A 17,007-nucleotide genomic window follows, 5' to 3' on the forward strand; every position below is an offset into this window, starting at 1 on the left:
CGGGGGCGGGCCCCCCGGCCGCCGCGGTCCGCAGGCACATCGCGCGCCGTCCGTCCGGGCGCGGGCCACCCGTGCGGCGTCCCCCCACACGCGTGAGTTCATCTCGGTCCCCTGCCGTTCATCAGGCGCAGCAGCGAGGCGGCGGCAGCGGCCGGGTCCTGCCCGGCCACGTCGATCCGGTCACCGGGGCCCCCGGCGGGGCCGACCTCCACGGCGAGGTAGGGCACGCCGGCGGCGCGGTGCCGGGCGCGGACGGCGGGGCCCGCGGTGTCGGCGCCCGGCCCGTCCACCAGGGCCAGCACGGTGATCCCGTTGCGGGCCAGGGTCTCGGCGGCCAGGCCGAGTTGCCGCCCGTCGGCGGCCGTGGGCGCCGGGGCCGTGCCGAGCACCCGGTCGGCCTGCGGCTCGTCGCCGTACAGCACCTCGGCGCGGCGGCCGCTGCGGTGCAGCTCGTCCCGGACGGCGCGGGCCAGCGCGGTCTTGCCCGGCCCGGGCCGGCCGGTCAGCCAGACGGTGGCACCGGGGCGGCAGGTGCAGCGGGGCTCCTCGCCGCCCGGGGCCGGCAGGGCGCCGGCCGTCACGGCCACGTGCATGAGGTCCTCCTGCGGGTGTGGTGGGAACGCAGCCGGCGCACCGCCTCGTCGAGCGTCTCCCGGCGCTTGCAGACGGCGAAGCGCACGACGGAGGCCATCGGGGGGACCGGCTCGGAGTAGAAGACCGACATCGGCAGCGCGGCGACCCGGGCCTCCACGATGGTGCGGTCGCACCACCGTTCGGCGTCCTCGCCGACGTCCGCGAGGACGAAGAAGCCGTTGGCGGGCGCGGTCGCGGGCAGGCCGAGGCCGTGCAGCGCCGAGACGAAGCCGTCCACCCGGGCCCGCAGGTCGCGGGCCCGCCGGGCGAGCACCTCCGGGGTGTCCGGTGCGCCGAGGACGGAGGCCACGGCGATCTGCAGCGGCGTCGGCGGACAGAACGTCACGAACTGGTGGACGGCCCTGATCCGCCGGGTCAGCTCCGGTCCGGCGACCGTCCAGCCGACCCGCCAGCCGGTGGCGGCGAAGGACTTCGACACCGACGAGATCTTCACCCGCAGCTCCGGGTCGGCGACCGCGCCGAGCACCCCGGTGTGCGGGGAGCCGTCGAGGTTCAGGTCCTCGTACGTCTCGTCGGAGACCACCACCACGCCGCGGCGGGTCAGGTCGGCGACGGCACGCCACTCCTCGGCGTCCAGCCCCCGGCCCAGCGGGTTCCACGGGCTGTTGACGACGATCGCGCGGGTGGCGGGGGTGACGACCGCGGCCAGCGCCGCGGCGTCGATCCGGTCCCCGGGGCCGGTCAGCCGCAGCGCCCGGGTGGTGCCGCCGGCGGACCGCACCGCGGGCGCGTACTGCTCGTACGCCGGCTCGACCAGGACGACCTCGTCGCCGGGCCCGACCAGCGCGCCGATCACGCAGTGCAGGGCCTCCGTCGCGCCGACCGTCACCGTGACCTCGGTGTCCGGGTCGACGGCGACGCCCTCCAGCAGGCGCAGCCGGCCGGCCAGCGCCGAGCGCAGCAGCGGGTGCCCGGCGCTGGGCGCGTACTGGTGCTCGAGCCCGCTGCCCAGGGCGGCGAGCGCCGCCAGCAGGGCCTGGTCGGGCCCGTGGTCGAACACGCCCTGGGCGAGGTTGACGGCGCCGTGCCGGGCGGCCAGCGCGGGGATGCGGACGAAGACGGACTCGGCGGCCGGTGCGGCCGCGGCGGTGGGTGTCATCGGACGGTCCCCTCCGCTCCCAGGTCGGCGGTCACGGCCCCGGCGGACGCTCCCGCCGGCACCGGCCGGGCGGCGGCCCGGCGGCGCTGCACCACCTGCACCCCGAGCGCGGCCAGCAGCGCCAGCACGCCGTACAGCGCCTGCCAGCGGGACTGCACCAGGCTCACCGCGATCACCACCAGCAGCAGCAGGTTGAGCCCCGAACGGACCGTCAGGCCGCGCACCCGCAGGTAGGAGACGATGCTCAGGATGTACAGCAGCATGAAGATCGCACTGGCCGTGGCGGTGGTGTCGATCACCAGGTCGGGCTTCAGAGCGAGCAGCACCGACGTCCCGGAGAACAGCAGCACCAGCAGGGCCAGCGCCCGGCGCGGCGTGCCGCGCCCGTCCAGTGCGCCGAGCGCGGCCGGCAGCATCCGGTTGTCCGCCGCGTCCCGCACCATCTGCGAGGCGCCCCACACCCAGGCGACGGCGTTCAGCAGCATCGCGGAGCACGCGATGAAGGTGACCGCCCAGATGATCACCTTGCCCCAGCCGGCCACCGCGGCCAGCTGCAGCAGACCCACCACCTGGTCGACCTCGGCCCGCGGCACGGTCACCGCGATCGCCACCGTCAACAGGATGGTGAACAGCCCGTACACCGCCAGCGCGACCGCGCTCACCGGCAGGAAGTCCCGCTCCGGGCGGCGGAACTCGCGCGCCAGGAAGGTCAGGTTCTCGAACCCGGCGAACGCCCAGAAGGCGAGGATGATCCCCGGCAGCACCACCCCGAGGTGCTGGGTGCCCGGCGCCACCGTGTGCAGGCCCTCCCGGGCCGAGGGCACCGCCGAGACCAGCAGCACCGTCGCCACCAGCACCAGCCCCCAGGTCGCGGCGGTCTGCACCCGGGTGCTCGCCCGGCCGCCCGCGAAGTTCACCAGCACGGCCGTCAGCAGCACCGCCACCGCGATCGCCACCGTGACCGGCCGGCCCACCTCGAAGGTCTGTGCCACGTACCGCCCGGCGACGTACGCGCCCGACGGCAGGCCGACGATCACCAGCGCGATGAACATCACCGGCACGCACCGGCCGAACATGTCGCCGAGACCGGCCCGGATGAACGCCTCGATCCCGCGCCCGTCCGGGTTGCTGCGCACCATGTCGTCGAACATCAGCAGCATCGGCAGGCACAGCAGGGTGGAGAGCGCCCACACCAGCAGGCTGTTGTTGCCGGCCCGCGCGTACACCGCGGACGGCAGGAAGAGGATGCCCGACCCGGCGATCGAGCCGATCGCCAGCGGGATCGCCTGCCAGCGGGTCAGCCCGCGCCCGGGCGCCTGTGTCGTTCCGTCCGTGCTCACCGCTCCTCCTCCGTGCCCCACGGCAGGACCCGGCCCCGGTTGAGGACACCGCGCGGGTCCAGCGCCGCCTTCAGCGTCCGCATCAGCTCCAGCTCGCCCGCGGACCGGGTGTAGCCGAGGAACGCCCGCTTCTCGAAGCCGATGCCGTGCTCCGCGGAGATCGAACCCCCGCACGCCGACACCGCCTGGTACACGATGTGCTCCACCTCGGCCTTCCGCTCCCGGGTGCGCTCCCCGGTGGCGACCGCGATGTGTACGTTGTCGTCGCCGAGGTGCCCGAACACCAGCAGCCGCACCCCCGGCCACTCCTCCCGCAGCCGCTCGCCGATCCCCGCCAGGCAGTCCGTCAGCTCCCGCGCCGGCACGCTCACGTCGAAGCCGAACAGCGGCTGCATCCGCAGCACCTCGGACGGGATGCGCTCGCGCGCCTGCCAGAACGCCTTCAGGTCGGCCGGCGAGGAGGCCACCGCCGAGTCGAGCAGCTCGCCCGACAGCTCATCCAGGCAGGCGAAGAACGCCGCCTCGTCGTCCGGCCGGGTGGTCTGGCACTCCGCCAGCACGTACAGCGGGTGGCCCTGCGGCAGGGGCAGCCGCACCCCGGTGCCGTCCAGCACGGCGTAGGCGTCCGCCCAGACCACCTCGAAGGCGGTCAGCGCGCCCGGCATCCGGCTGCGCAGCGCCCCGAGCAGCCGCAGCGCCGCGTCCACGTCCGCGACCGCGCAGAACGCGCCGGTGCGGCCGGTCGGCGCGGGCCGCAGCGCCAGCACCGCCGAGGTCACCACCCCGAGCGTGCCCTCGCTGCCGATGAACAGCTGCTTCAGGTCGTAGCCCGCGTTGTCCTTCACCAGGTCGGTGGAGAGCTCGAGCAGGGTGCCGTCGCACAGTGCCACCTGCAGCGACCGGACGTGGCTGCGGGTCATCCCGTAGCCGACGACGTTGACGCCGCCCGCGTTGGTGGCCACGCAGCCGCCGATGGTCGCACTGTCCTTGGAGGCGAGGTCGATCGGCACCATCAGGCCGTGGGCGGCGGCGTGCTCCTGGAGGGCGGCCAGGGTGACGCCGGCGCCCGCCGAGACGGTGCCCGCGGCCCCGTCCACCGCACCGACCGAGGTGAGGCGCTCGGTCGACAGCACGACCTCGTCCGCGGCGGGCACCCCGCCCGAGACCAGGCCGGTCATGCCGCCCTGGACGACCACGGGCTGCCGCTGGTCGTGGCAGTACCGCAGCACCAGCGCGACCTCCTCCGGGGTGCCGGGCCGGACGACCACCGAGGCCACCCCGACGCGGTCGCTCCCCCAGAGGTCCTGGGTGTAGCGCACGGGCAGGTCGGGGCCGGTCAGCACGTGGCTGTCCCCGACGATGAGCCGCAGCACGTCCGCGTGCGCGGCGATGGTCCGTTCGGCGTCGCGGGCGGCGCCGTCCGGCCGGAGGGGCGTCGGTGCGGTCACGGGATTTCTCCTAACAATCGGACGGCAGGTCGAAGTTGGCGTGCACGGCCTGCAGGCTGGTGCGGACGTGCAGGAGGTATCCGTCGCGGGAGGCCAGCGCCCGGCGGACGGCCGGGCCGACCAGGTGCGGATGGGCCACCGACTCGGCGGGCAGGCCGAACGAGCGGGCCCACAGCACCAGGTCGGGGTTGGCCAGGGAGGTCGCGCAGTCGTGGCCGGCGCCGCGCCGCGCGGCGTGCGCCTGGATGGTCCCGTAGCTGCCGTTGTCGGCGACGATCACCACGGGCCGGCGGCCGGCGGCGCGGGCCGCGGCCAGCTCGTTGCCGGTCATCAGCACCCCGCCGTCGCCGACGACGGCGACCACCGTGCGGTCGGGGCAGCGCAGCGCCGCGGCGAGCGCGGCGGGCACCCCGAAGCCCATCGAGCCGCCCGCCAGGGCGAGCAGCCGCTGCCCGGCGCGCAGCCGGACGTGGCGGTGGATCCAGCTGCTGAAGTTGCCCGCGTCCAGGGTGAGGACCGCGTTGTCGGGCAGCCGCCGGTCGAGCGCGGCGGCGACCTCGGCGAAGTCCACGCCGTCCTCGCGGGGCCGCGGCTCGGCCACGGCCAGCGTGTCCTCCAGGGCCCGCCAGCCGGCGCGCCACTCCTCCCGGGCGGCCGCCGCCGGGGCGCCGACCGGGCCGCCGGCGTCGCCGGACGCGAGGTCGGCGAGCACCGCGAGCGGGTCGGCGGCGAGCAGCTCGCCCGGGCCGCGCGGGTCCGGGTGGACGGTGACCAGCCGGGTGCCGGCATCGTGCCAGCCCGCCAGGTGCACCTCGTCCGGGAGGTCGCCGAGCAGCACCACCAGGTCGGCGGCGGCCAACCGGGCCCGGGTCGCGGCCGGGGTGCCGAGGTGCAGGTGGCCGGCGTAGTGCGGGTGGCGGTTGTCCAGCAGGTCCTGCTGCTTGTTGCCGAGCAGGACCGGCACGCCGGCGGCGGTCGCGAACCGGCCGAGCGCCGAGCCCGGCGCGCCCGCGGCGCCGCCGCGGCGCAGCAGCCGGCCGGCCAGCACGACCGGGCGCTCGGCCGCGGCCAGCAGGTCGCGGACGCGGTCGGCGGCGGCCAGTGCGGCGGCGGGCGGCGCGGCCCGCGGCGGCAGCGGCCGGTCGGCCTCCGGCACCTCGGCCCGCTCGTCCCACAGGTCCTCGGGGACGACCAGCACGGCCGGGCCGGGGACGGGCCCGCGCAGCGCCCGGGCGATCCGGGCGAACGCGGCGGGCAGCGACTCCGGGTCGTCCAGCACGACCACGGGGGCGATCCCGCCGAGCAGTGCCGCGATGTCGGTGCCCTGGAAGCCGAGGACGGGGTCGGTGCCGCGGTCGGCGCCGCCGACGACCAGCAGCAGCGGTGTGGGGTCGGCGGTGGCGGCGTCCAGGGCGATGCTGGCATTGGTGGCGCCAGGCGAGCGGTTGACGGCGACGGCGGCCGGACGGCCCGTCAGCCGGGCGTCGGCGAGGGCGGCGAAGGCCGCGCCGCTCTCGTGCCGGGTGGTGACGACGGTCAGTGCGCCGTCGCCACCCGCGGCGTCCAGCAGCGGGAGGAAGGCCTCGCCGGGCACGGTGAACAGCCGGTCGACGCCGAGCGTGCCGCGCAGGAACCGCAGCACGGCGTGGGCGACGGTGGTGCGGGCCGCGGCCGGGCGGGGTGCCGTCCCCGGGCGGACGGGTGCCGCGGCGGTCATCGCCGCACCGCCGTGGACGGGTCGAGGTAGTCCCCGGTGGCGGACTCGGGCGGCCAGACGACGACGGCGTCCTGGGCGCTGTCCCCGGTGTGCCGGTAGTGCATCAGCACGATCTCCGGGGTGTCGTGGTGGCCGGTCTCCTCCGTCCAGGTGAAGGTGACCGGGCCGCGCCAGGTGTCGAAGGTGCCGCCCTCCAGCGCCTCCTGCAGCTCGGTGCGGTCGGTGCTGCCGGCGGCCCGGGCGGCCTGGGCGAGCACCACCACGTCGGTGAAGGCGTTCAGCGCGTTGTCCGGCGGGGCGCTGCCGAACTCGGCCTCATACGTCCCGACGAACCAGCGGCCGACCTCGCTCAGACCCGGCCAGTCGGGGCTGAACCGGGTGGCCGGCCAGACCACGCCCGCGCCGGCCTCGCCGGCCAGCGCCCAGTAGTCCTGCGAGCGCATCGGGAAGGGGAAGCACACCATCATCGGCACGCCCGGCAGCACGCCGGCCGCCACAGCGGAGGCGATCACCATGTAGTTGGTGCGCACCACGGCCGCGTTGAGCAGCAGGTCGGGGCCGAACGCGGCGACCTCGCCGAGCTGCGCGTCGAGGTCGGTGACGCCGTCCTGCGGGAAGTCGATCCGCAGCACCTCGACGCCCTCGACGGTGTCGACCAGGGTCTGCTGCAGGGTGTCGGCGAGCATCTGCCCGAAGACGGTGTCGGCGGCGACCAGGGCGATCCGCCGCCAGCCCTGCTTGCGGATGAAGCCGGCCATCAGGGGGGCCCGGTCGGCGATCGAGAAGTAGGTGCGGAAGACGTGCCGGCGGCCGAGGTTGACGGTGTTGTGGCCGTTCTCGATGAAGGTCGGCAGGCCTATCTCCTCCGCGGCGGCGGCCACACCGGGCGTGGTGCGCAGGTGCCACTGGCCGATCAGCGCGCTCACCCGGTCGACGAAGGCGAGCTTGCCGAGGCCGCCGACCGCGGTGCGGGACATGTGCTCCCGGTCGGCGCCGATCTGGTCGTTGGCGAGGAAGAGGCGGACGCCGTCGCCGATGCCGTGCTCGGCGGCGTAGCGGGCGCCGAGCACGGCGCCGCGGACGCACAGTTCGCCGGCCACCGGGTCGCCCGGCAGGGTGAGCGGGGTGAGGACGCCGACGGGCAGCGCGTGCTCCCCGGCGGTGCGGTTCTGCTGCTCGATCAGCTCGGCGGCCCGTTCGGCGGCCTCGTAGGACAGGGACACGGTGGGCTCCTCCTGGTCGGGGCGGTGGGTGCGGGGTGCGGCGGGTCAGACGCCGAAGCGCTTGCGGTAGTCGGCGGTGGCGCCGGTGACGGCGTCGGCGGTGAGCCCGAAGTCCTCGAGGCGGTACACGTGCCGGCCGCGGGCCCGGGCGGGCCGGTCGCGCAGGTGGTCGTCGACCGCGGCGGCGAACCCGGCGGTGTACGGCACGCCGACGAAGGCGCAGATCTGCCGCATCGCCGCCTGCGGGTCGCCGACCAGCCGCTCGTACGGCATGTCGAGCACCGGGCGGCCGGCGATCAGGCCGTCGCGGTCGTCGGCGAGCTGCTGGGAGAGGCCGGTGATCCGGCCGAACCACTGGTCGCCGATCTCCTTGGTGTCGACCTCGTCGCTGCGGGCGCCGCGCAGGGTGCGGCACAGGCTGGCGGTGGAGCCGACCACCTCGACCGGGTCGCGGTGCAGGTGGATGAACCGGGCATCGGGGTGCGCCTGCACCAGGTCCGGCAGGAACCAGGTGTGGAAGGGGCACTTGAGGACGGGCACCGGCAGGGTGCCGTCGTCCTGCCGGTGCAGGCTCATCAGGGTCTGCAGCTGGCTGCGGTGCCAGCGGTACGGCTCGGCGAGGCTCTGCCGGTGCAGCCACTCCCCGTAGGAGGGCACCCGGTAGCGCATCTCCAGCACCATGCTGTGGAAGGTGTTGGCGAGCAGCCGGTGGCACTCGTCGGGGCGGCCGGCGTCGATGTAGTGGATGGTCGGCAGGTCCGGGGCCTTGCGGTAGTAGTCCTCGACGTACTCCTGGGCCCGGCTGCGCAGCCGGTCGTGGGCGTGCGGGCTGCGGACGGCGTCGGTGTGGCTGGTGAGCTCCCACAGCAGCGGGCTGTGCAGGTCCTCGTGCAGGCCGAGCAGGTTGTGCAGCAGGGTGCTGCCGGTGCGCAGGAAGCCGATGACGAACACCGGCCCGTTCAGGTCGAGCCGGCCGAGGGAGGGGTCGGCGGTGTGCAGGGCGGCGGTGTCGGCCAGTACCTCCTGGGAGCGCAGCACCGAGCGCCACACCGGCTGGACGTCCTCGGGCCGGAGCCGGGCCTCGTCCTGCAGGGCGCCGGCGAAGCGGTGCAGGGCCTCGGTGAAGGGTGCGGGGCCGGCGGCCGCCGCCGGGTTGGTGCGGCCCGCCGGTGCGGCTGCGGTCGTCATGACGCGTTCCTTTCGCTGGGCCAGGGGGTGAGGTCGCGCGGGGTGCGGCCGGCGCGGAGGTCGTCCAGGTTCGCCAGGAGCGTCCGGGCGACCTCGGCGGGCTCGCCGGGGAAGGCGAAGGCGCGGTGCGGGGAGACGACCAGCCGCGGCACCGCGTGCACCGGGTCGTCGGCGGGCAGCGGTTCGGCGTCGTGGACGTCGACGAAGGCGCCGCGCAGCGGCCGGCCCGCAGCAGGGCGTGCAGGGCGGAGTTGTCGACGGTCTCGGCGCGTCCGACGTTGACGACGGCGGCGTGCGCGGGCAGCGCGGCCAGGACGTCGGCGCCGATCAGTTCGCGGGTCTGCGGGGTGCCCGGCAGGCAGGCGACCAGGTGGTCGAAGCCGGCGGCCTCGGTGGCGAGCCGCGCCGCCGCCACGGTGCGGACGGCGCCGGGCACGGGCACCTCGCCGGTGCGGGTGACGGCGACCGGCCGGGCGCCCAGGGCGGCGAGCCGCTCCACGAGGGCGCGGCCGATCCGGCCCGCCCCGGCCACCGCGACGGTGCTCCCGGCGAGCAGGACGGCGTCCGAGCGGTACCAGGGGGCGTCGCTGCGGCCGACCAGCTCCGGCACGTCCTTGAGCAGGGTGAACAGGCCGGCCAGGGCGTACTCGGCGACGGCGGTGACCGGCACCGCCGCGGAGTTGGTGACCAGGACATCCGGGCGCAGGCCGGCGGCGGCGAGGTGGTCGGTGCCGGTGCCGGTCAGGTGGAGCCAGCGCAGCCGCCCGAGACCGGCCAGGCTGCCGGGCGGGAACTGGAAGCCGACGAGCACGTCGGCGTCGTCCGCGGTCACCGTCTCCGAGACGTGCAGCCGGATGCCGGGCGCCCCCTCGAGGACGGGCAGCAGCTTGGGCGCCATCTTGCTGTGGGCGAGGCGGACGTCGAGGCCGTGCCAGCCGGTGGCGGGTGCCGTGCCGGCGGTGTGTGCTGTCGTCATCGGGCTCAGGCCGCCTTCCTGCGGTGGGCGAGCAGGGCGGGCACGGGATCGGTGCCGCCGGCGCCGGTGATCTCCAGGACGTCCCGGGTGTTGCGCCGCACGGTCTCGGCGACCAGGTCGAAGAGGCTGTGCACGAGGGCGTCGGTGGTGAGGCCGGCCGGTGCACGGCCGGTGAGCAGTGCGCCGACGGCCGCGGCGGCGCCGACGTTGGCGACGACGTCCGGCACCAGGGTGATGCCGCGTTCGGCCAGGCGGGCGGCCGCTCCGGGCGTGCAGCAGAGGTTGCCTCCCTCGACCACGACCTGCGCCCGGACCCGGTCCGCGGTGTCGCCGCGGACGGCGTCGCCGGTGGCCGCGAGCACCAGGACGTCGGTGTCGATGTCGAGCCAGGCCTCCAGCCCGCCGTAGCGTGCGACGGAGTCCGGCAGGGCCTCGCGGGCGATGGTGCCCGCGTGGTCGGTGGCGGCGGCGAGGCGGTCGACCGGCAGGCCGTCCGGGTCGTGCACGGTGCCGTACGCGTCGGCGACGGCGACCACCCGGTGGCCGTGCCGCTCGAGGGTGCGGGCGACCGCCCGGCCGACGGTGCCGAAGCCCTGGACGGTGACCCGGCACGGCCGGTCGCCGAGCCGGTCGCGGGCGGCGGTGAGGGCGGCGACGGCCACCCCGCTGCCGGTGATGTCGGTGAGCCGGCCGCAGAGCTCCGCCCAGTCGGCGGGCAGCCGCGGGGTGCGGGCGATCCGGCGGGCGTCGTAGCCGGCCTCGGTGAAGAAGAGGTTGCGGTCGGAGTGGCGGGTGCCGAGGTCGCAGCCGAGGTAGACGCCGCCGCGCAGCAGCGGGCCCGCGGACCGGCCGAAGGCGCGCAGGGCGCGCTCGCGGTCGCCGGGCCGGTTGCCGGGGGAGCGGAGCCCGGCCTTGGCACCGCCGATGGGCAGCCCGGCGAGGGCGAGCTTGGTGGTCATCGCCCGGGCGAGGCGGGTGACTTCCGCCTCGGTGACGGTGCCGGTCATCCGGGTGCCGCCCATGGCGGCGCCGTCGACCAGGGAGTCGACCACGACCCAGCCGGTGAGGCCGTCGGCGGGGGAGGTGAGGGAGGTCGCCAGCAGGGGCGAGGCGCCGCCCGGTGGGCGTCCGGGGTTCCCTGTCATGACTGCTCCTCTGCCGGGGTGTGGGAAGGATGTGTTGTCGTCATGTCCTAATAAGTTTTAGCTTCTGATGAAAAGCTAGAGCCGAGCTGACCGGCCGTCAAGCGGTACGGCCGCCCTGTGCTCCTGCTATCGGATTCCTCGATGGGAGGGCCGGGCGGCCGAGTGTCAGAATCAAACAGATCTTTGGATCTGATGCCTGTGATCGGGCGCCCGGCCTGCGGGTCAGCCGCCGGCGACGGCCGGGATGATCGACACCAGGGCTCCCGGCCGGGTGCCGGTGGACAGCCCGTCGAGCATCCGGATGTCGTCCTCGTCGACGTACAGGTTGACGAACCGGCGCAGCGCACCCTGCTCGTCGAGGACGCGGGCCGTGATGCCGGGGTAGTCGCCGTCCAGCGCGGCCAGCACGTCGGAGACGGTGGCGCCGACCGGGGCGACGCTCACCTCCCCGGCGCCGCCGGTGTACGTGCGGAGGATGGTCGGGATGCGGACGTTGACGGTCATGCGGGTCCTCCTCGGACGGGGGCGGGTGCGGGACGGGTGGTACGGGACGGGCGGTCGGGTGCGGGCGGTCGGTGCGGGCGCGGTGCCGGTCAGAGGCCGGCGGCGCGGAAGGCGGCCAGCGTCGGGTCGATCTCCGCGGTCGGGCCGACCAGCGGCGAAACCGCGTCCAGGGTCTTCAGACCGTCACCGGTGTTGAGCAGCACGGTCGTCGCGCCCGGGTCGAGCAGGCCCTCGCGCAGCAGCTTGCGGAGGGTGGCGAGGGTGACCCCGCCGGCCGTCTCGGCGAACACGCCCTCGGTGCGGCCGAGCAGCCGGATCGCGTCGCGGATCTCGTCGTCCGTCACGTCCTCGACCGCGCCGCCGGTGCGGCGGCACACGTCCAGCGCGTACGGGCCGTCCGCGGGGTTGCCGATGGCGAGCGACTTGGCGATGGTGCGGGGCCGCACCGGCCGGATCGCGTCCCGGCCCTCCTTGAAGGCGGTCGCCACCGGGGCGCAGCCGCCGGCCTGGGCGCCGAACACCCGCACCGGCCGCTCCTCCACCAGGCCGAGCCGGGAGAGCTCGCCGAAGGCCTTGTCCACCTTGGTGAGCTGTGAGCCCGAGGCGACCGGCACCACGACCTGCTCCGGCAGCCGCCAGCCGAGCTGCTCGGCGATCTCGTAGCCGAGCGTCTTGGACCCCTCCGCGTAGTACGGGCGGACGTTGACGTTGACGAAGGCCCAGTCCTCCTCGCCGGACAGCTCGGAGGCGAGCCGGTTGACGTCGTCGTAGTCGCCGCGGACGGCCAGCAGGGTGCCGCCGTAGACCGCGGTGGTGACGATCTTCGCCTGCTCCAGGTCGGCGGGCACCAGCACCACCGAGCGGATGCCCGCCCGGGCTGCGGCCGCGGCGACCGCGTTCGCCAGGTTGCCGGTCGACGGGCAGGCCAGCACCGAGAAGCCGAGCTCGCGGGCCGCCGCCAGGGCGACCGCGACCACGCGGTCCTTGAACGAGTGCGTCGGATTGCCGGAGTCGTCCTTGATCCACAGCTCGCGCATCCCCAGCTCGCGGGCCAGGTTGTCGGCCCGCACCAGGCGGGTCCAGCCGGGCTCGGTGTTCCGGGTGGCGGCGACGTCCTCGGGCACCGGCAGCAGGCCACGGTAGCGCCAGATGTTCGCCGGCCCGGCCCCGATCGACTCCCGGGTGACGCCCCGGAACTCGTACGCCACCTCCAGCGGGCCGAAACACTCGGCGCAGGCGTACAGCGCGCCCAGCTCGTACCGGCTGCCGCACTCGCGGCAGGCCAGGGCCGTGGCGGGTCCGAGGTCGGGCCTGCGTGCGGGGGTGCGGAGGGCGGGAAGCGCGGTCGGAAGGGCGGTCGGGCTCAGGTCGATGGTGCTCACGGGCTTCTCCTCGGGGTCTGCGGGGCGGCCCGGCGCGGGGCCGCGGAACGGGTCAGCTGCCCAGGCCCCCGCCGACCACCAGCTGGGTGCCGGTGACGTAGGCGGCGTCGTCGGAGGCGAGGTAGAGGACGGCGGCGGCCACGTCGTCCGTGGTGCCGAGGGTGCCGAGCGGCACCCGGGCCAGGTAGCCGGCCAGGGCGGTCTCCCGGTCGGGGTGGAAGTGGTCGAGGATGCGGTCGCGCAGGTCGGTCTCGACCAGCGCCGGGTGGACGGAGTTGCAGCGGATCGGATAGCCGCTGCGCGCGCAGTACAGCGCCACCGAACGCGTCAGGTGGGCGACCGCGGCCTTGGCCGCGCCGTAGGCGGCGAAGGCAGGCGTGCCCGCCAGGCCCGCGGTGGACGAGAGGTTGACGATCGCACCGCCGCGCCCGCGCATCGCCCGGATCGCGGCCCGGCAGCCGAGGAAGACGCTGTCCAGGTTGCTGGCGGTCAGCCGCCGCCACTCCGCCAGCGACATGTGCTCCGGGTCCTGGCGCTCCTCGGTGCCCGCGTGGCCGGCGTTGTTGACCAGGACGTCCAGCGGGCCGCCGACCGCCTCCGCCTCCTTCACCACCTCCTCCCAGCGGTGCTCGTCGGTGACGTCCTGCGGCAGGTAGTGCGCGCGGTCGCCGAGCCGGCGGACGGCCTCCGCACCGCGGCCCGCGTCCCGTCCGGTGACGACCACGGCCCGCGCGCCCTCGGCGAGCGCCCGCTCGGCGGTGCGCAGCCCGATGCCGGCGGTGCCGCCGGTGATGAGCAGGGCCTTGTCGGTGAAGCGCACGGTGCTCTCCTCGTCCGTCGTCGTGGTGGTGTGGTGAGTGGTCGGCCGGTCGCGGGGGCGGGAGCGGCACCGCCCCCGCGACGGCGGGACCGGGTCAGACCAGGCTGAGCGCGGTGGTGCGGCCGCCGGCGGTCCCGGCGGTCTCCCGCTCGGCGAGCCTGCGGTCGGCGAGCTCGGCGGCGGCGTCCATCAGCTGCAGGCCGCTGCTCTCCGCGAACTCGAGCAACCGGTCGGTGCTGCGGCGGATGCGGCGGCCGACCTCGCGGTAGAGCCAGGCGGTGAGCGTGTCGGCGTCGGCCATCGCCTCGGCGGGCGCCTCACCGGTGAGGAGCAGCGCGGTGACGGCCGCACCACCGGTGTTGACGACGATGTCCGGCAGCACCTTGACGCCGCGCGCGGCGAGGGCCCGCTGCGCCCCCGGGGTGCAGGTGCAGTTGCCGCCCTCGGCGACGATGCGGGCCCGCACCCGGTCGGCGTTGGCCTCGGTGATCGCGTCGCCGCCCGCGGCGAGCACCAGCACGTCGGCGTCCACGTCGAGCCAGGCGTCCGGCGTCGGGTCGAGGGTCAGGCCCTCCGGCAGCCGGCCGCGGTCGATGGTGCCGGCGCTGTCGGTGGCGGCGAACAGGGCCTCCAGCGGCAGGCCGTCCGGGTGGCTGACGGTGCCCTCGCGGTCGGCCACCGCGACGACGGTGAAGCCGCGGGCGGACAGGCCCGCCGCGACCGCGCTGCCGACGCAGCCGAAGCCCTGGATGGCGACGGTGCGACACTCGCCGCGGATGCCGAGGGTGTCGACACCCTGGTCGATGCCCTCGCAGACGCCGAAGCCGGTGACGTCCGAGCACTTCTTCCACAGCTCGGGCCAGCTGCAGGGCAGGCCGGTGGAGTCGGTGGCGAGGGTGGCGTCGAAGCCGGCGGCGTCGAAGAAGACGTCGCGGTCGCGGTGCGAGACGCCCTGGTCGCCGCCCAGGTACAGGCCGCCGTGCAGCAGCGGGGAGACGGCCTTGCCGAACTCGGCCAGCACGCGGTCGCGTTCGGGGCCGAGCGGCAGCCCGCAGACGATGCCGGCCTTGGCGCCGCCGATGTCCAGCCCGGCGAGCGCGAGCTTCATCGTCATCTTGCGGGCGAGCTCGGCGACCTCGTCGGGCGTGACGCCCGGGGTCATCCGGGTGCCGCCCATGGCGCGTCCCTGCGCGAGGCTGTCCACGATGACGAAGGCGTGCAGGTCGGCCTCGTCGTTGTCGACGAACACACGGATCTTCATGCTGTGCTCCTTCGGTTCGGGATGGGAACGGGTGCTGTTGTGGGCCCGCCCCGGTGGGCGGGGTGGTGCGGTCGGAGGGGCTCCTCGCCGGAGCCCGGCCCGGGCCTGCCGGTCACGCGTGTGCGGTCAGGAAGCCGAGCAGGTCGTGGCGGGTGAGGATGTCGCTGGAGCGGCCCTCGTCCGCGACGATGACGGCGGGGTGCCGGCTCAGGGCGCCGATCGCGGTGGCGACCGGCTCGGCCGCGCCGACGAACGGCAGCGGTGCCGACATGTGGGCCCGCACCGGGTCGGCGGAGGAGATCCGCCCGGAGGAGAGGCCGTCGAAGAGGTCCGACTCGGTGACCGAGCCGACCACTTCGGCGATGTTGGCCGGGTGGCGGTCGAGCATGACCGGCAGCTGCGAGATGCCGTGCCGCCGCATCTGGTCGATCGACTCGGCGACGGTCTGCTGCGGACGGGCGAAGACCAGCAGCGGCAGCGCGTCCCGCTTGGCCCGCAGCACGTCCTGCACCCGCAGGTCGCCCTCGGTGGCGTCGCCGAAGCCGTGGGCGTCCATCCAGGTGTCGTTGAAGATCCTGGAGAGGTAGCCGCGGCCGCCGTCCGGCAGCAGCACGACCATGACGTCGTCCGGGCCGAGGTCGCGGGCGGCCCTGGCCGCGGCGGCGACCGCCAGACCGGAGGAGCCGCCCACCAGCAGGCCCTCGCGGCGGGCCAGCGCCCGGGTGGTGGCGAAGGCCTCGTGGTCGCTGACCGCGAGGACCTCGTCGCACACGGACCGGTCGAAGTTGCCCGGCCAGATGTCCTCGCCGACGCCCTCCACCAGGTACGGCCGGCCGTCGCCGCCCGAGTACACCGAGCCCTCCGGGTCGGCGCCGATCACCCGGACCGCCCCGGCGGAGGCGTCCTTGAGGAAGCGTCCGGTGCCGCTGATGGTCCCTCCGGTGCCGACACCGGCCACGAAGTGGGTGATCCGGCCCTCGGTCTGCCGCCATATCTCCGGGCCGGTCGAGGCGTAGTGGGCACGGGGGTTGGCGGGGTTGGCGTACTGGTCGGGCTTCCAGGCGCCGGGGATCTCCCGGGCCAGGCGGTCGGAGACGCTGTAGTAGCTGTCGGGATGGTCGGGCGGCACGGCGGTCGGACAGACCACCACGCGCGCCCCGTACGCCCGCAGCACCGCCTGCTTGTCCTCGTTGACCTTGTCGGGGACGACGAAGACGCAGTGGTAGCCGCGCTGCTGGGCAGCCATCGCGAGGCCGATGCCGGTGTTGCCGGAGGTCGGCTCGACGATGGTGCCGCCGGGGCGGATCGCGCCGGAGCGCTCGGCTGCGTCGAGCATGGCGAGCCCGATGCGGTCCTTCACGGACCCGCCGGGGTTGAGGTACTCGACCTTGGCGAGCACCAGCGCTCTGGTGTCGACGACATGTCGGAGACGGACCAACGGCGTGTCACCGACCGCGTCGAGGATCGAATCAGCGAACTGCATGTCATGGCTCCCGGACTGGTCATGGCCTTGCCGGACGGACGACGGATGCGCCTGACGGAATCGCGCCGGGCCGCACCGCCCGCACCCCGGGGCGCTGCGGTACCCGGTCACGGGCGGGCCGCTGCCGGGACCGGGCCTACGGCGGACGAGCTGTCCGACCGTTCGCCCCGGGCTCTCCGGCATGGCGGCAATGTCACTTGCTATCAAGCATTAGGGCATGTCTCGTGTTCGAGATTTCTCGAACTTCAAGCGAGTGTGCCACTTGCTAACTGCGTCTAGCTGATGATGCGATCGACTGTAGGAGGAACATTCCGCTTGGGTCAACGGACCGATCGGCATCGCCGATCGGACGCCGCCTGCGGAGCCGGTGACCGCCGCCGGAACGGGACCGCCCTACTGCCGTGCTGACCTGACGTTCCGTCGGTCCGGCGACTGCGCGCCGTACACCCGGGGACCGGCCGGAGCGCCGGCGCCCTTGCCCGGCGCGCTCTGGTCGGCGGAGTGCGGCCCGGTTACGCTGCCCCCGCACCCCGCTGGCGCCGGTACCTGCCGCGCGCCACCGTCGTCCCGGCCCCGGCCGATGTCCGGAACTCCGATGCCACGGGCCGTCCGAGGGCCTGCTCACCAGCCTTCGGCGCCCACTCCCGGCGCCGTTCCGCGCGCCCTGCGCCCCTGCTTTTCGCCGAACGGCCGCAGCCCGCAAGCCACGTACAGGCAGTGGACCCGCCCGCAGCTGCCCGCCCATCCGCTCGCCCGACCCCGATCGC

Annotated in this window: 14 protein-coding genes and 1 pseudogene; all 15 read right to left on the bottom strand. The window is 75.3% G+C overall.

Annotated features, from left to right (window positions below):
- Positions 1–98: 98 nt before the first annotated feature.
- Positions 99–593: an adenylyl-sulfate kinase gene (locus tag ACQ614_RS35720; protein WP_431683275.1), complete on the bottom strand. Its 495-nt coding sequence runs from the start codon at positions 591–593 to the stop codon at positions 99–101.
- Positions 578–1,753 carry a pyridoxal phosphate-dependent aminotransferase gene (locus ACQ614_RS35725; RefSeq protein ID WP_431683276.1) on the bottom strand — a complete coding sequence of 392 codons (1,176 nt, stop codon included), beginning with the start codon at positions 1,751–1,753 and terminating at the stop codon, positions 578–580. Before ACQ614_RS35725 ends, ACQ614_RS35720 begins: the two co-directional genes overlap by 16 nt.
- Positions 1,750–3,093 (bottom strand): APC family permease, encoded by a 1,344-nt coding sequence (locus ACQ614_RS35730; RefSeq protein WP_431683277.1) that lies wholly within the window; start codon positions 3,091–3,093, stop codon positions 1,750–1,752. Before ACQ614_RS35730 ends, ACQ614_RS35725 begins: the two co-directional genes overlap by 4 nt.
- Positions 3,090–4,541 carry an FAD-binding oxidoreductase gene (locus ACQ614_RS35735; protein WP_431683278.1) on the bottom strand — a complete coding sequence of 484 codons (1,452 nt, stop codon included), beginning with the start codon at positions 4,539–4,541 and terminating at the stop codon, positions 3,090–3,092. Before ACQ614_RS35735 ends, ACQ614_RS35730 begins: the two co-directional genes overlap by 4 nt.
- Positions 4,542–4,551: 10 nt before the next feature.
- Positions 4,552–6,258: a thiamine pyrophosphate-dependent enzyme gene (locus ACQ614_RS35740; protein WP_431683279.1), complete on the bottom strand. Its 1,707-nt coding sequence runs from the start codon at positions 6,256–6,258 to the stop codon at positions 4,552–4,554.
- Positions 6,255–7,481 carry an ABC transporter substrate-binding protein gene (locus ACQ614_RS35745; RefSeq protein ID WP_431683280.1) on the bottom strand — a complete coding sequence of 409 codons (1,227 nt, stop codon included), beginning with the start codon at positions 7,479–7,481 and terminating at the stop codon, positions 6,255–6,257. Before ACQ614_RS35745 ends, ACQ614_RS35740 begins: the two co-directional genes overlap by 4 nt.
- Before the next feature lie 45 nt (positions 7,482–7,526).
- Positions 7,527–8,669 (bottom strand): sulfotransferase family protein, encoded by a 1,143-nt coding sequence (locus ACQ614_RS35750; RefSeq protein WP_431683281.1) that lies wholly within the window; start codon positions 8,667–8,669, stop codon positions 7,527–7,529.
- Positions 8,666–8,821 (bottom strand): hypothetical protein, encoded by a 156-nt coding sequence (locus ACQ614_RS35755; protein WP_431683282.1) that lies wholly within the window; start codon positions 8,819–8,821, stop codon positions 8,666–8,668. Before ACQ614_RS35755 ends, ACQ614_RS35750 begins: the two co-directional genes overlap by 4 nt.
- A 71-nt stretch (positions 8,822–8,892) precedes the next feature.
- A pseudogene (locus tag ACQ614_RS35760) lies at positions 8,893–9,645 on the bottom strand (NAD(P)-dependent oxidoreductase); the annotation flags it as partial.
- A 5-nt stretch (positions 9,646–9,650) separates the two neighbouring features.
- Positions 9,651–10,790: a Glu/Leu/Phe/Val dehydrogenase dimerization domain-containing protein gene (locus tag ACQ614_RS35765; RefSeq protein WP_431683283.1), complete on the bottom strand. Its 1,140-nt coding sequence runs from the start codon at positions 10,788–10,790 to the stop codon at positions 9,651–9,653.
- 222 nt (positions 10,791–11,012) lie between these two features.
- A complete protein-coding gene (locus ACQ614_RS35770) occupies positions 11,013–11,294 on the bottom strand; it encodes a MoaD/ThiS family protein (RefSeq protein ID WP_431683284.1) in 282 nt (93 codons plus the stop codon).
- 89 nt (positions 11,295–11,383) lie between these two features.
- Positions 11,384–12,676 (bottom strand): threonine synthase, encoded by a 1,293-nt coding sequence (gene thrC, locus ACQ614_RS35775; RefSeq protein WP_431683285.1) that lies wholly within the window; start codon positions 12,674–12,676, stop codon positions 11,384–11,386.
- 52 nt (positions 12,677–12,728) lie between these two features.
- On the bottom strand, positions 12,729–13,496 hold the full coding sequence (locus ACQ614_RS35780) for an SDR family NAD(P)-dependent oxidoreductase (RefSeq protein ID WP_431683286.1): 768 nt from the start codon (positions 13,494–13,496) through the stop codon (positions 12,729–12,731).
- A gap of 94 nt (positions 13,497–13,590) precedes the next feature.
- The gene (locus ACQ614_RS35785; RefSeq protein WP_431683287.1) at positions 13,591–14,757 is read right to left on the bottom strand and encodes a Glu/Leu/Phe/Val family dehydrogenase; all 1,167 of its coding nucleotides are present in this window, start codon (positions 14,755–14,757) and stop codon (positions 13,591–13,593) included.
- A gap of 112 nt (positions 14,758–14,869) precedes the next feature.
- The gene (locus ACQ614_RS35790) at positions 14,870–16,240 is read right to left on the bottom strand and encodes a cystathionine beta-synthase (protein WP_431683288.1); all 1,371 of its coding nucleotides are present in this window, start codon (positions 16,238–16,240) and stop codon (positions 14,870–14,872) included.
- Positions 16,241–17,007 lie beyond the last annotated feature (767 nt).

Origin of the sequence: Kitasatospora dryopteridis (genome assembly GCF_050749075.1) — a bacterium.
Lineage (GTDB): Bacteria > Actinomycetota > Actinomycetes > Streptomycetales > Streptomycetaceae > Kitasatospora.